At 70.6% G+C, this 13113-nt stretch carries 16 protein-coding genes; 14 read left to right on the top strand and 2 right to left on the bottom strand.

The genetic code is table 11. From position 1 onward, the window contains the following. The first annotated feature begins 69 nt into the window (after positions 1-69). Complete coding sequence (gene tuf, locus CFP65_RS15085) at positions 70-1263, top strand: elongation factor Tu (RefSeq protein ID WP_104816589.1); 1194 nt, start codon at positions 70-72, stop codon at positions 1261-1263. A 102-nt stretch (positions 1264-1365) separates the two neighbouring features. Here the strand turns inward: tuf and rfbC are convergent, their stop codons facing one another. Beyond that, positions 1366-1962, bottom strand: a complete 597-nt coding sequence (gene rfbC, locus CFP65_RS15080) for a dTDP-4-dehydrorhamnose 3,5-epimerase (RefSeq protein ID WP_104816588.1) — start codon at positions 1960-1962, stop codon at positions 1366-1368. Next, positions 1959-2849 carry a glucose-1-phosphate thymidylyltransferase RfbA gene (gene rfbA, locus CFP65_RS15075; RefSeq protein WP_104816587.1) on the bottom strand — a complete coding sequence of 297 codons (891 nt, stop codon included), beginning with the start codon at positions 2847-2849 and terminating at the stop codon, positions 1959-1961. Before rfbA ends, rfbC begins: the two co-directional genes overlap by 4 nt. Positions 2850-2930: 81 nt before the next feature. On the opposite strand from rfbA, the gene rfbB reads away from it, so the two are divergent. The 13 genes from rfbB to rplB all read left to right on the top strand — a co-directional run bounded on the left by rfbB (position 2931) and on the right by rplB (position 13113). Next, a complete protein-coding gene (gene rfbB, locus CFP65_RS15070; protein WP_104816586.1) occupies positions 2931-3905 on the top strand; it encodes a dTDP-glucose 4,6-dehydratase in 975 nt (324 codons plus the stop codon). Next, positions 3902-4765, top strand: a complete 864-nt coding sequence (gene rfbD / locus CFP65_RS15065) for a dTDP-4-dehydrorhamnose reductase (protein WP_104816585.1) — start codon at positions 3902-3904, stop codon at positions 4763-4765. Before rfbB ends, rfbD begins: the two co-directional genes overlap by 4 nt. Before the next feature lie 188 nt (positions 4766-4953). Further along, entirely contained in the window at positions 4954-5352 is a 399-nt protein-coding gene (locus tag CFP65_RS15060; RefSeq protein WP_104816584.1) for a DUF2304 domain-containing protein, read from the top strand. Beyond that, positions 5349-6155, top strand: coding sequence for a glycosyltransferase family 2 protein (locus tag CFP65_RS15055; RefSeq protein WP_104816583.1), 807 nt, complete (start codon positions 5349-5351; stop codon positions 6153-6155). The genes CFP65_RS15060 and CFP65_RS15055 overlap by 4 nt, the downstream gene beginning before the upstream one ends. A gap of 4 nt (positions 6156-6159) precedes the next feature. Further along, the gene (locus tag CFP65_RS15050) at positions 6160-7044 is read left to right on the top strand and encodes a glycosyltransferase (protein WP_104816582.1); all 885 of its coding nucleotides are present in this window, start codon (positions 6160-6162) and stop codon (positions 7042-7044) included. Positions 7045-7075: 31 nt separating this feature from the next. Continuing rightward, on the top strand, positions 7076-8383 hold the full coding sequence (locus CFP65_RS15045; protein ID WP_104816581.1) for a lipopolysaccharide biosynthesis protein: 1308 nt from the start codon (positions 7076-7078) through the stop codon (positions 8381-8383). Between the two features lie 83 nt (positions 8384-8466). Further along, positions 8467-8973 (top strand): SigE family RNA polymerase sigma factor, encoded by a 507-nt coding sequence (locus tag CFP65_RS15040; RefSeq protein ID WP_104816580.1) that lies wholly within the window; start codon positions 8467-8469, stop codon positions 8971-8973. Continuing rightward, entirely contained in the window at positions 8970-9791 is an 822-nt protein-coding gene (locus tag CFP65_RS15035; protein ID WP_104816579.1) for a hypothetical protein, read from the top strand. The genes CFP65_RS15040 and CFP65_RS15035 overlap by 4 nt, the downstream gene beginning before the upstream one ends. A gap of 466 nt (positions 9792-10257) precedes the next feature. Next, positions 10258-10566, top strand: coding sequence for a 30S ribosomal protein S10 (gene rpsJ, locus CFP65_RS15030; protein ID WP_012785157.1), 309 nt, complete (start codon positions 10258-10260; stop codon positions 10564-10566). A gap of 14 nt (positions 10567-10580) precedes the next feature. Next, on the top strand, positions 10581-11228 hold the full coding sequence (rplC, locus tag CFP65_RS15025) for a 50S ribosomal protein L3 (RefSeq protein ID WP_104816578.1): 648 nt from the start codon (positions 10581-10583) through the stop codon (positions 11226-11228). A gap of 4 nt (positions 11229-11232) precedes the next feature. Continuing rightward, on the top strand, positions 11233-11910 hold the full coding sequence (rplD, locus tag CFP65_RS15020) for a 50S ribosomal protein L4 (RefSeq protein WP_104816577.1): 678 nt from the start codon (positions 11233-11235) through the stop codon (positions 11908-11910). Continuing rightward, entirely contained in the window at positions 11910-12230 is a 321-nt protein-coding gene (gene rplW, locus CFP65_RS15015; protein WP_063348967.1) for a 50S ribosomal protein L23, read from the top strand. Before rplD ends, rplW begins: the two co-directional genes overlap by 1 nt. Positions 12231-12276: 46 nt before the next feature. Next, positions 12277-13113: a 50S ribosomal protein L2 gene (gene rplB, locus CFP65_RS15010; RefSeq protein ID WP_104816575.1), complete on the top strand. Its 837-nt coding sequence runs from the start codon at positions 12277-12279 to the stop codon at positions 13111-13113.

Genomic DNA, 13113 nt, shown 5'->3' with positions numbered 1-13113 from the left:
CGTGCCCAACCCGATCAAAGACCAACTGACGTCAGCACGGCGTACAGAACTGTCCTCAGGAGGACTGCAGTGGCGAAGGCGAAGTTCGAGCGGACGAAGCCCCACGTCAACATCGGCACCATCGGTCACATTGACCACGGTAAGACGACCCTTACCGCGGCCATCACCAAGGTGCTGCACGACGCGTACCCGGACATCAACCCCTTCACGCCGTTCGACCAGATCGACAAGGCGCCGGAGGAGCGGCAGCGCGGTATCACCATCTCGATCGCGCACGTCGAGTACCAGACCGAGGCGCGTCACTACGCCCACGTCGACTGCCCGGGTCACGCGGACTACATCAAGAACATGATCACCGGTGCGGCCCAGATGGACGGCGCCATCCTCGTCGTCGCGGCCACCGACGGTCCGATGCCGCAGACCAAGGAGCACGTCCTCCTGGCCCGCCAGGTCGGCGTCCCCTACATCGTCGTCGCCCTGAACAAGGCCGACATGGTGGACGACGAGGAGATCCTGGAGCTCGTCGAGCTCGAGGTCCGTGAGCTCCTCTCCGAGTACGAGTTCCCGGGCGACGACCTGCCGGTCGTCCGCGTCTCGGCGCTCAAGGCGCTCGAGGGCGACAAGGAGTGGGGCGAGAAGCTCCTCGGCCTCATGCACGCCGTCGACGAGGCCATCCCGACCCCGGCCCGCGCCGTGGACCAGCCGTTCCTGATGCCGATCGAGGACGTCTTCACGATCACCGGTCGTGGCACCGTCGTCACCGGCCGCATCGAGCGTGGTGTCCTCAAGGTCAACGAGACCGTCGACATCATCGGCATCAAGGACACCAAGACCACCACCACGGTCACCGGTATCGAGATGTTCCGCAAGCTCCTCGACGAGGGCCAGGCCGGTGAGAACGTCGGTCTGCTCCTCCGTGGCATCAAGCGCGAGGACGTCGAGCGCGGCCAGGTCATCATCAAGCCCGGTTCGGTCACCCCGCACACCGAGTTCGAGGCCCAGTCGTACATCCTGTCGAAGGACGAGGGTGGCCGTCACACCCCGTTCTTCAACAACTACCGCCCGCAGTTCTACTTCCGTACCACGGACGTGACCGGCGTCGTGACCCTCCCCGAGGGCACCGAGATGGTCATGCCGGGCGACAACACCGGCATGACGGTCGTGCTGATCCAGCCGATCGCCATGGAGGAGGGCCTCAAGTTCGCCATCCGTGAGGGTGGTCGTACCGTGGGCGCCGGCCAGGTCACCAAGATCCTCAAGTAATTTCCTTGAGGTTCTGACTGGCTCCGGCTCAGTCTGACCAACAGAGGGCCCGCTCCTTCCCCGTCCGTCAGGACGGTGGAGGGGGCGGGCCCTCTGGCGTTGTCAGACCTTCAGCGACTCGGTGTACTTCACGCACTCCTCGTAGGAGGGCAGCAGGCCGGCGCTGAGCGCCTCGGCCAGGGTGGGCGCGGCGTCGTCCCGGGCCGAGAGCTGCGGCACCTCGGTGGGCCACTCGATGGCCAGGTCCGGGTCGAGCGGGTGCACCGCGTGCTCGCCGGTGGGGTTGTAGGTCTCGGAGCAGACGTAGTGCAGGGTGGCGTCGTCGGTCAGCGCGCAGAAGCCGTGGCCGAAGCCCTCCGGCACGTACACCGAGCGGCGGTCCACGTCGTCGAGCCGGACGAACTCCCAGCGGCCGAAGGTCGGCGAGCCGACCCGGATGTCCACCACCACGTCGAGCACCGCGCCGCGCACGCAGGAGACGTACTTGGCCTGGCTGGGCGGGGTGTCGGCGAAGTGGATGCCGCGCACCACGTCCTTGGCCGAGACCGAGAGGTTGCCCTGGGCCAGGCGCAGCGGGTGGCCGACCACCTCGGCGAGGCGGTCGTGGCGGTACCACTCCATGAAGAGTCCGCGCGGGTCGCCGTGCTGCTGCGGGGTGATCTCGAAGGCCCCCGGGATGCTCAACTCGCGGAACTTCAACGGACGTTCTCCTCGTTCTGGGCCTTCTCGGCCAGCAGGTCCAGCAGGTAGCGGCCGTAGCCGCTCTTGAGCAGCGGCTCGGCGAGCTCGCGCAGCCGGTCGTCGTCGATCAGGCCGGCCCGCCAGGCGGTCTCCTCCAGGCAGCCGATCTTGAAGCCCTGGCGCTCCTCGATCACCCGGACGAACTCGGAGGCCTGCACCATCGAGACGAAGGTGCCGGTGTCCAGCCAGGCGGTGCCCCGGTCGAGCTTGGTGACGTGCAGCTCGCCCCGGCGCAGGTAGGCGTCGTTGACCGCGGTGATCTCCAACTCGCCCCGGGCGCTGGGCTCCAGGGCCCGGGCGATCTCCACCACGCGGTTGTCGTAGAAGTACAGCCCGGGCACCGCGTACCGGGACTTGGGGCTCTCGGGCTTCTCCTCGATCGAGAGCACGGTGCCCTCGGCGTCGAACTCGACCACCCCGTAGGCGCGCGGGTCGGCCACCGGGTAGGCGAAGACCCGGCCCCCCTTCTCGTCGGTGTGCTCGGCCAGCCGGGTGCCCAGGCCGCTGCCGTGGAAGATGTTGTCGCCCAGGATCAGCGCCACCCCCTCGGTGCCGATGAACTCGGCGCCCAGCACGAAGGCCTGGGCGATGCCCTCGGGCCGCTCCTGCACCGCGTACTCCAGGCGCAGCCCCAACTGCGAGCCGTCGCCGAGGAGCCGGCGGAACTGCTCCTGGTCCTCGGGGGTGGTGATGATCAGGATCTCGCTGATCCCGGCCATCACCAGGGTGGAGAGCGGGTAGTAGATCATCGGCTTGTCGAAGACCGGGAGCAGTTGCTTCGACACCGCGCGGGTCAGCGGCCAGAGCCGCGAGCCGGTCCCACCGGCCAGCAGAATTCCTCGCATGGCGGCAGCCTATCCAGGCGATGACGGCGGGTAGCCGGACGAACCCGGAAATTGGCCGTGCGGCGGTACACTTCGCGAACTATGCGCATCCTTGTGACCGGCGGAGCCGGGTTCATCGGTTCGGAGTTCGTCCGTTCGCTGCTCGGCGCGGACGCCTCCGCTCGCATCACCGTGCTGGACAAACTCACCTATTCGGGGGTCGAGGTCAACCTCGCGCCGGTCGCCGACCACCCCGGGTACTCCTTCGTCCGCGGCGACATCTGCGACCCGGAGGTGGTCGACCAGGTGATGGCCGGCCACGACGTGGTCGTGCACTTCGCCGCCGAATCGCACGTGGACCGCTCGATCGAGGGGGCCGGGCCCTTCGTGCTGACCAACGTGGTCGGCACCCAGGTGCTGCTCGACGCCGCCCGCAAGCACGGGGTCGGCCGCTTCGTCCACGTCTCCACCGATGAGGTCTACGGCTCGATCGCCGAAGGCTCCTGGACGGAGGAGTGGCCGCTCGCGCCCAACTCCCCGTACTCCGCCTCGAAGGCCTCCTCCGACCTGCTGGCGCTGGCCTACCACCGCACGCACGGCATGGACGTGGTGGTCACCCGGTGCTCCAACAACTACGGGTACTACCAGTTCCCCGAGAAGGTCATCCCGCTCTTCACCACCAACCTGATCGACGGCAAGACCGTGCCGCTGTACGGCGACGGCGGCAACATCCGCGACTGGCTGCACGTCTCCGACCACTGCCGGGGCATCGAGCTGGTGATGCGCGGCGGCCGCGCCGGTGAGGTCTACAACATCGGCGGCGGCACCGAGGTCACCAACAAGGAGCTGACCGGCCTGCTGCTCGAGGCCACCGGCACCGGCTGGGAGCGGGTCGAGCACGTCACCGACCGCAAGGGCCACGACCTGCGGTACTCGCTGGACATCACCAAGATCCGCACCGAGCTGGGCTACGAGCCGCAGGTCTCCTTCGCGGACGGCCTGGCCGCCACCGTCGCCTGGTACCGGGACAACCGCGCCTGGTGGGAGCCGCTCAAGGCCAAGGCGGGCCTCAAGTGACCTCCTGGCTGGTGACCGGCGCGGGCGGGATGCTCGGCCGGGACGTGGTCTCGGTGCTCGGCGACGCACCGGTGACGGCGCTGGACCGCGGTGCGCTGGACATCACCGACCCGGCGGCGGTGTGGGCCGCCGTGGCCGGCCATGACGTGGTGGTCAACTGCGCCGCCTGGACGGACGTGGACGGCGCCGAGACGGCCGAGGAGGCGGCAACCGCCGTCAACGGCACGGGAGTTCGCCACCTGGCCGAGGCCTGTGCGCAGACCGGCGCCCGGCTGATCCAGGTCTCCACCGACTACGTGCTGCCGGGCGACGCCGGGCAGCCCTACCCGGAGGACGCCGCCACCGGCCCGCTGAACGCCTACGGGCGCAGCAAGCTGGTGGGGGAGCGGGCGGTGCTCGAACTCCTGCCGGAGCGCGGCTACATCGTGCGGACGGCCTGGCTCTACGGTGAGCACGGCGGCAACTTCGTGGCCACTATGCTCAAACTGGCCGCCCAGCGCCCGAGTTTGGACGTGGTCGACGACCAACTCGGCCAGCCCACCTGGTCGTTGGCCCTCGCTGGACAGCTGGTCGCGCTCGGCCGGGCCGCCGAAGCCCCGGCCGGGATCTACCACGGCACCGCCACCGGCAGCGCCACCTGGTACGAACTCGCCCGCACCGCCTACGAGTTGACCGGGCTCGACCCCGACCGGATCAAGCCCACCAGCTCCGCCGCCTTCCCCCGCCCGGCCACCCGCCCGGGCTACAGCGTGCTCGGCCACGACCGCTGGCAGGCGGCCGGCCTCGCCCCGCTGCCGGCCTGGCGCGACTCGCTGGCCGAGGCGCTCCGGCGCCCGGCCTTCGCCGACCTGCTCGGCTAGAGCTCGTCTTCAGACGCCCCGCAGGCGGGGGTCTGAAGACGAGCCCTAGGGGCTGCGCGGGTGGCGTCACCACGGTGGCGTCACCCGTCCGTGGCGTCACCCCGGGCTGCTCTACGCTGTTGACACCACAGGCACCCACGGGGCCTGGCACCACGAGGACCGCCCGCGCACGGAAGGCGCCACCGGCAGTGCAACTCTCCTTTCTCACCTCGATCACCGGCATCGTGGTGCTCGCCTACATCCTGGAGCTGCTGCGCAGGCAGCAGCTGCGGGAGAAGTACGCGGCGATCTGGCTGAGCATAGGGCTGGTGATCGCCCCGCTCGGGTTCGTCCCGCACCTGCTGGACTCCACCGCCCGCCGCCTGGGCGTCGCCTCCGGGGTCAGCCTGGTGCTCTTCGCCGGCTTCGTCCTGGTGCTGCTGGTCAGCCTGCACCTGAGCTGGGAGGCCAGCCGGCTGGAGGCCGAGACCAGGACGCTGGCCGAGGACGTCGCCCTGATCCGCGCCCACCTCGCCGAGCAGGGCATGCCGCTGGACGGCGGCCGGCAGCGCAGCTCGGCCGACTCCACCCCGGAGCACAGCTCATGACCGGCGCCCGCCGCATCCTGATCATCCTCCCGGCCTGGAACGAGGCCGACGGCCTGCCCGGCGTGCTCGGCGAGATCAAGCGCCAGCTCCCGTACGTGGACACCCTGGTGGTCGACGACGGCTCCACCGACCGCACCGCCGAGGTGGCGGCCGCGGCCGGCTCCGCCGTGGCCCGGCTGCCGTACAACCTCGGCGTCGGCGGCGCGATGCGGCTGGGCTACCGCTACGCCCAGCTGCACGGCTACGACGTGGCCATCCAGGTGGACGCCGACGGCCAGCACGACCCCTCCTACGTGCCCGCCCTGCTCGAGAAGCTCACCGAGGCCGACCTGGTGATCGGCGCCCGGTTCGCCGGCGAGGGCGAGTACCAGGCCCGCGGCCCGCGCCGCTGGGCGATGCGGCTGCTCTCCGCCGTGCTCTCCCGGATCACCGGCGCCAAGCTCACCGACACCACCTCCGGCTTCCGGGCCTGCAACCGGCCGCTGATCGAGTTCTTCGCCCGCTGGTACCCCGTCGAGTACCTCGGCGACACCGTGGAGAGCCTGGTCGGCGCCGCCCGCTGCGGGTTCACCGTCCGCCAGGTGCCGGTCGCCATGCGCGCCCGCACCACCGGCCGGCCCAGCGCCTCGCCGGTCAAGGCCACCATCTACCTGGTCCGCGCCGGGCTGGTGCTGCTGCTCGCGATGATCCGCCGGATCCCCCGCGACCTGCGCGAGCTCGCCCCCGGCTCCTCGTACTACACCGCCTTCGCCGCCCGCCCGGCCCGCTACGCGGCCGAGTACGCGGCCGAGGCCGAGGTCTGAGCAGATGCACCGCTTCGAGATCACCATGCCGTACTACGGCGACTTCGCCCAGATGCAGGCCGCCGTGCGCAGCGTGCTCGCCCAGAACGGGGCGGACTGGCGGCTGACCGTCGTGGACGACGGCCGCGAGCCGGGCGTGCCCGAGTGGTTCGAGGCGCTGGCCGACCCCCGGGTCCGGTACTTCCGCAACGAGCGCAACCTCGGCGTCACCGGCAACTTCAACCGCTGCCTGGAGCTGGCCGAGGCCGAGTACGTGGTGCTGATGGGCTGCGACGACCTGATGCGCCCGTCCTACCTGGACGTGGTGCGGGCCACCGCCGACCGCGAGCCCGAGGCCGCGATGATCCAGCCCGGCGTCGAGGTGATCGGCAGCGACGGCCTCCCGTACGACACCCTCGCCGACCGCACCAAGCGCAAGCTCTACGCCCCCAAGGGCCCCGGCCGGGCGCTGCTCGGTGGCGAGGAGCTCGCGGTGAGCCTGCTGCGCGGCAACTGGCTCTACTTCCCCTCGATCTGCTGGCGCCTCGACGCCGTCCGCCGGTACGGCTTCCGGGCCGACCTCGGCGTCATCCAGGACCTCGCCCTGGTGATCGACCTGCTGGTCGCGGGGGAGACCCTGGCCACCACCCCCGAGGTCTGCTTCAGCTACCGCCGGCACGCCGAGAGCGAGTCCTCCGCCAAGGCCTACACCGGCCACCGCTTCGAGGAGGCCAAGCGCTTCTTCCTGGAGACGGCCGACCGACTGGAGGCCTTCGGCTGGCCCCAGGCCGCCAAAGTGGCCCGGCTCCACCTCTCCTCCCGCCTGCACGCCCTCACCCTGCTCCCCGGCGCCGCCCGGCACGCGGGCCGCCCCGGCGTCTCCGCGATGCTCCGCCACGCCGCCCGTTAGGGCCTGTCCGCCCTAGACCTTGGACCGACCTATGAAGCCGATAACCCGGCTCGCCGCCGCCCTGCCCCCCGGCACCCAGATGGTCGCCGGGGGCACCGTGGTGCTCGGCGCCGCCTCGTACCTCCACCTGGCGGTGGCCGGGCACAGCCTGACCACCCAGGCCATGGCCGGGGTCTCGGTGCTCTGGACCATCGTGATGTCGGTGGGCATCGGCCTGTTCTTCCCGATCGAGCAGGAGCTCACCCGGATCGTCGCCGCCCGCACCGTGCGGGGCGAGGGCTCGGCGCCGGTGCTGCGGCGGGCCCTGCTGCTCACCGGCGGCATCCTGGCCGTGGTGGTGGGCCTGCTCGCGGTCTTCGCCGGGCCCCTGGCCCGGCTGCTCTTCCACGGCGACCGCCAGCTGGTCGCCGCGCTGGCCGGGGCCTTCGTCACGATGGCCTTCTGCTACCTCAGCCGGGGCCTGCTGGCCGGGCTCGGCCTGTTCACCGCCTACGGCACCCAGCTGGCCGTGGACGGGGTGCTGCGGATCGTGCTGGCCTTCGGCTGCTCGCTGGCCGGCCTGCACTCCGCGCTCGCCTTCAGCCTGATCCTCACCCTCGCCCCGCTGGTCTCGCTGGCCGCCACCCTGCCCGCCGCGCTGCGCGCCGCCGGGCGGCCGGGGCCACCCATCGCCTGGCCCGAACTGGTCGGCGGGCTCGGCCTGTTGATCTGCTCCACGCTGCTCGCGCAGTGGATGGTCAGCGCGGCCGTGCTCTCCATCCAGCTGCTCGAACCCAGCCAGGTCGACCTGGTCGCGGCGCTGCTCAGCGCGCTGGTGCTGGCCCGGGTGCCGATCTTCGTCTTCGGCGCCCTGCAGGCCTCACTGCTCTCCGGCCTGGCCGGCGCGGCGGCGGAGGGCCGGCACGAGGCCTTCCGCCGGATGCTCCGCAAGGCCTGCCTGGCCGTGGCGGCCCTCTCCGCCCTGATCGGCCTGCCGGCCGTGGTGCTCGGCCCCTGGCTGATCCACCTGCTCTTCGCCGCCCCCCGCGTGCTCACCCGCCTCGACTTCCTCTGGCTCGTCCTGGGCACCTTCGGCTACCTGCTCGGCATGGTCCTCGGCCAGGCGCTGATCGTCCGCCACCGCCACCGCGCCCAGCTCCTCAGCTGGGTGCTCGGCAGCGCCGTCCTGGCCGCCGTCACGCTCGCCCCCGGCCCCATCGCCACCCGCGTCTGCCTGGCCTTCGCGGCCGGCCCGGCCGCCACCGCCCTGGCCATGCTCTGGGCGCTGCGCCGCCCGGTCACCCCCGGCCCCGCGGCCGGGGCGCCGGGCACCGCCGCCGAGGCGATCCGCACGTCCTGACCGGGAGCTGCAACGCGGCCCGGGGCCCGGCGCACTGTAGGGGCGAGGCCGGCCGTCGGGTGGCCCGGAACGATGGGGGAGGGATGGAGCGGGACGAGGGAGAGATCCAGGCCTTCGTGGCGGCCCGGCAGCAGGCGCTGTACCGGAGTGCGTACCTGCTGTGCGGGGACCGGCACGAGGCGGAGGACCTGGTGCAGGCCACGCTGGTGAAGGTGATCCTGGGCTGGCGGCGGCTGAAGGGGCTGGACAACGTCGACGCCTACGCGCGGCGGACGATGGTGAACACGTTCATCTCCTCGCGGCGGCGGTTCTGGCGCCGCGAGCAGGCCTTCGCCGAGGTGCCCGAGGTGGTGGCGGCCGAGCACGACGCGGTGGTCGGCTTCGCCGTGCGCGCCGCACTGGCCGCGCTGCCGGTGAAGCAGCGCGCGGTGCTGGTGCTGCGGTACTGGGAGGACCTGAGCGTGGCGACCACCGCCGATCTGCTCAAGATGCCCGAGAGCACGGTGCGCAGCCACGCGGCGCGCGGGATCGCGACGCTGCGCAAGGTACTGCCCCGCGACTCGCACGAGTTCCAGGGGGAGTGGGCATGAGCGGCACCGAGGACATGCTGGAGGCCGCCGAGGTCCACGCCCTGCTGGGCCGGGCGGCGGAGGGCGCCGGCGAGCCGCGGCTGGGCATCGAGGAGGCGTTCGCCGGGGCGGCCCGCATCCGCCGCGGGCGCCGGCGCCTGGCGCTGGCCGGGGCGGCCGTGGCCGCCGTGGCCGCGGTGCTCGCCGTCACCCTGACGCCCACCGCGGGCCCCGCCGGGCCGGCCACCGGGAGCGTCACCGGCGAGAGCCCCAAGCCGGACCGCACGCTGCCCACCCCGAGCCGGGTGAAGCCGGACCCGGGGGTCACCGTGCAGCAGCTGGTGCCGGCCGGCACGGGCGAGCTGAAGCAGCTGGACGACCTGCGCTCGATCGACCCGGACGGCGGGGTGCTGGACGGCACCTACGTGGTGCACAAGGACGGCAGGGCCGGCCTGATCCAGGTGATGGGCTCGCTCGCCATCCCGGACAACCCGGACTGCACCGGCAACGAGGCGAACGCGAGCAACTGCGCCTACCAGGACGTGGGGAGCGGCTGGGGCCTGCGACTGGAGGAGCTCCCGGCGCAGCAGCACCCGCAGCCGTTCGACGGTCGTACGCTCGGCCGCAGCTACGACGCGATCCTGGGCTTCGGCACCGGCAAGGTCCTGCACGTCACGGTGGCGGCGGGCTTCACCGGCCCGGGGGCCGACGGGCCGGCCATGGCCGAGCCGCCGCTCACCATGGACCAGCTCCGCACGTTCGTGCTCCGGCCCGAACTGCTGGCCGGGGGCGACTGGACCAGGCAGTCCCCGCCACCGGGCATGCCGACGGGGCACTGAGCGTGGCCTGTACCACAGCCGGGGTGACCGATTGGCGCCGGGCACTCCGGCTGTGGCAGGATGTTCAAGTTGCTCGGTTGAGTGCCGATGCTGCGCGCCTCCCGCCGGGAGGACTGGAAGCGAGTCCCATGTACTCGTCGTTCCCGTGATGGCCGTTCATATCTCCACGTGCTGTGTGTGGAGGTAGTGGTGTGTAAGCGACACCGCGGCAGCTGCGGGGCGGACGTACGGGAATCTTCCGGGAAGCGTGGGCGGGGCCTCGATCCGGCGCCCGGTGGGTGCAATGCCCACCGACCCCGAAGGAAATCCGCGGAGGGTATGTCCCTCTCGGATTTTTTGCAAGCGCGAGCGCGACACGCCCGAGCGCGGGGGTCGGAAGTACCACCCAGGGACGCCACCGGCACCTTCTGCAATGGGAAGGCGTCGGCAGTAGAGGCAACACGGACAAAAAGGACTACTAGTAGCCATGGCGGGACAGAAGATCCGCATCCGGCTCAAGGCCTACGACCACGAGGTCATCGATTCCTCGGCGAAGAAGATCGTCGAGACGGTGATTCGTACTGGTGCGCAGGTCGCGGGCCCGGTGCCGCTGCCCACTGAGAAGAACGTCTACTGCGTCATCCGCTCGCCGCACAAGTACAAGGACTCGCGCGAGCACTTCGAGATGCGCACCCACAAGCGTCTGATCGACATCCTCGACCCGACCCCGAAGACCGTTGACTCGCTGATGCGCCTCGACCTTCCGGCCGGCGTCGACATCGAGATCAAGCTCTGAGAGGCGCGACGAAGATGGCAAAGCAGATTAAGGGCATCCTGGGCGAGAAGCTCGGCATGACCCAGGTCTGGGACGAGAACAACCGGATCGTTCCGGTGACCGTCGTCAAGGCCGGGCCGAATGTCGTGACCCAGGTCCACACCGCTGACAGTGACGCCGGATACGACTCCGTGCAGATCGGCTTCGGCGAGATCGACCCCCGCAAGGTGAACAAGCCCCTCGCGGGTCACTTCGCCAAGGCCGGTGTCACCCCGCGCCGCCACCTGGTCGAGCTCCGTACCTCGGACGCGTCCGAGTACACCCTCGGCCAGGAGATCACCGCTGAGCTGTTCGAGGCGGGTGTCAAGGTCGACGTGACCGGCACCTCCAAGGGCAAGGGCTTCGCCGGTGTCATGAAGCGCCACAACTTCCGGGGCCTCGGCGCCGGTCACGGTGTGCAGCGCAAGCACCGCTCGCCCGGTTCCATCGGTGGCTGCGCCACCCCGGGCCGCGTGTTCAAGGGCATGAAGATGGCCGGCCGGATGGGCCACGAGCGCGTGACCACCCAGAACCTGACCATCCACGCCGTTGACGCGGAGAAGGGCCTGCTGCTCATCAAGGGCGCAATCCCGGGCCCGAACGGCGGCCTCGTCCTCGTCCGCACCGCGGCGAAGGGGCTGTGAGGATATGAGCACGATTGACATCCTGTCGCCCTCGGGCGACAAGGCCGGCAGCCTCGAGCTGCCCGCCGAGATCTTCGACGCCAAGGTCAGCATCCCGCTGATGCACCAGGTCGTCGTCGCGCAGCTCGCCGCTGCCCGCCAGGGCACGCACAAGGTGAAGTCGCGTGGCGAGGTCCGCGGTGGTGGCAAGAAGCCGTACCGCCAGAAGGGCACCGGCCGCGCCCGCCAGGGCTCGACCCGCGCGCCGCAGTTCGTCGGCGGTGGCGTCGTGCACGGCCCCGTGCCGCGTGACTACTCGCAGCGGACGCCCAAGAAGATGATCGCCGCCGCTCTGCGTGGCGCGCTCACCGACCGGGCCCGCCACAACCGCATCCACGTCATCACCGACGTCGTTGCGGTCGAGGCGCCGTCGACCAAGGCCGCCAAGGGTCTGTTCGGCAAGATCACCGACCGCAAGAACGTCCTCCTGGTCGTCGAGCGCTCGGACGAGCTGGGCCTCAAGTCCGCTCGCAACCTGCCGAACGTCCACATCCTGGACGCCGGTCAGCTGAACACCTACGACGTGCTCGTCTCCGACGACGTGGTCTTCACCCAGGCCGCCTTCGAGCGTTTCGTGGCCGGTCCGGCCGCGTCCGCCAAGGCCGTTGCGGCTGAGGGCGAGCTCGAAGGGAGCGCCGCCTGATGGCTGCAGAGATCACGAGCAAGACGTTCACGGACCCCCGTGACGTCCTGGTGAAGCCGGTCATCTCCGAGAAGAGCTACTCGCTCCTCGACGAGAACAAGTACACGTTCGTCGTGTCGCCGGGCGCCAACAAGACCCAGATCAAGCAGGCCGTCGAGGCGGTCTTCTCGGTCAAGGTGGAGTCGGTCAACACGCTCAACCGTCAGGGCAAGCGCAAGCGCTCCAAGACGGGCTTTGGCAAGCGCAAGGACACCAAGCGCGCCATCGTGACGCTGGCCGAGGGCAACCGCATCGACATCTTCGGTGGTCCGGTCTCCTGACTCAGGAGATCGTGATCGTCGATTAGGACGAGGACGAGAGAGCCAAATGGGCATCCGCAAGTACAAGCCGACTACGCCGGGCCGTCGTGGCTCCAGCGTGGCCGACTTCGTAGAAATCACGCGGTCCACGCCGGAGAAGTCGCTGGTTCGCCCCCTGCACAGCAAGGGCGGCCGTAACAACGCCGGTCGTATCACCGCTCGCCACCAGGGTGGCGGTCACAAGCGCGCCTACCGCGTGATCGACTTCCGTCGTCACGACAAGGACGGCGTGCCGGCCAAGGTCGCGCACATCGAGTACGACCCGAACCGCACCGCGCGCATCGCGCTCCTGCACTACGCGGACGGCGAGAAGCGCTACATCATCGCGCCGCGCGGCATCGCGCAGGGTGACCGGATCGAGAACGGCCCCACGGCCGACATCAAGCCGGGCAACAACCTGCCGCTCCGCAACATCCCGGTCGGTACCACCATCCACGCGGTGGAGCTGCGTCCCGGTGGCGGTGCCAAGATGGCCCGCTCCGCCGGCTCCGGCATCCAGCTGCTGGCGCGTGAGGGCAAGATGGCGCACCTGCGCATGCCCTCCGGCGAGATCCGCCTGGTCGACGCGCGCTGCCGCGCGACCGTCGGCGAGGTCGGCAACGCCGAGCAGTCGAACATCAACTGGGGCAAGGCCGGCCGTATGCGCTGGAAGGGCGTCCGCCCGACCGTGCGTGGTGTGGCCATGAACCCGATCGACCACCCGCACGGTGGTGGTGAGGGTAAGACCTCTGGTGGTCGCCACCCGGTTTCGCCGTGGGGCCAGAAGGAGGGTCGCACTCGTAGCCCGAAGAAGGCTTCGAACGCCCTCATCGTGCGCCGCCGCAAGACCAACAAGAAGCGCTAG

Source organism: Kitasatospora sp. MMS16-BH015 (assembly GCF_002943525.1).
In the GTDB taxonomy this organism is placed as follows: domain Bacteria; phylum Actinomycetota; class Actinomycetes; order Streptomycetales; family Streptomycetaceae; genus Kitasatospora.
The sequence above is the reverse complement of the archived record's forward strand: the minus strand, read 5'-3'. Positions and strand labels throughout refer to the sequence as shown.

What these genes read in the sequence shown, in the direction of transcription:
- rpsJ (WP_012785157.1), top strand. Translation starts at nt 10,258, where the DNA reads ATGGCGGGACAGAAGATCCGCATCCGGCTCAAGGCCTACGACCACGAG.
- rfbB (WP_104816586.1), top strand. Translation starts at nt 2,931, where the DNA reads ATGCGCATCCTTGTGACCGGCGGAGCCGGGTTCATCGGTTCGGAGTTC.
- CFP65_RS15045 (WP_104816581.1), top strand. Translation starts at nt 7,076, where the DNA reads ATGAAGCCGATAACCCGGCTCGCCGCCGCCCTGCCCCCCGGCACCCAG.
- rplD (WP_104816577.1), top strand. Translation starts at nt 11,233, where the DNA reads ATGAGCACGATTGACATCCTGTCGCCCTCGGGCGACAAGGCCGGCAGC.
- rfbA (WP_104816587.1), bottom strand. Translation starts at nt 2,849, where the DNA reads ATGCGAGGAATTCTGCTGGCCGGTGGGACCGGCTCGCGGCTCTGGCCG.
- rplW (WP_063348967.1), top strand. Translation starts at nt 11,910, where the DNA reads ATGGCTGCAGAGATCACGAGCAAGACGTTCACGGACCCCCGTGACGTC.
- CFP65_RS15040 (WP_104816580.1), top strand. Translation starts at nt 8,467, where the DNA reads ATGGAGCGGGACGAGGGAGAGATCCAGGCCTTCGTGGCGGCCCGGCAG.
- rplB (WP_104816575.1), top strand. Translation starts at nt 12,277, where the DNA reads ATGGGCATCCGCAAGTACAAGCCGACTACGCCGGGCCGTCGTGGCTCC.
- CFP65_RS15035 (WP_104816579.1), top strand. Translation starts at nt 8,970, where the DNA reads ATGAGCGGCACCGAGGACATGCTGGAGGCCGCCGAGGTCCACGCCCTG.
- CFP65_RS15050 (WP_104816582.1), top strand. Translation starts at nt 6,160, where the DNA reads ATGCACCGCTTCGAGATCACCATGCCGTACTACGGCGACTTCGCCCAG.
- rplC (WP_104816578.1), top strand. Translation starts at nt 10,581, where the DNA reads ATGGCAAAGCAGATTAAGGGCATCCTGGGCGAGAAGCTCGGCATGACC.
- CFP65_RS15055 (WP_104816583.1), top strand. Translation starts at nt 5,349, where the DNA reads ATGACCGGCGCCCGCCGCATCCTGATCATCCTCCCGGCCTGGAACGAG.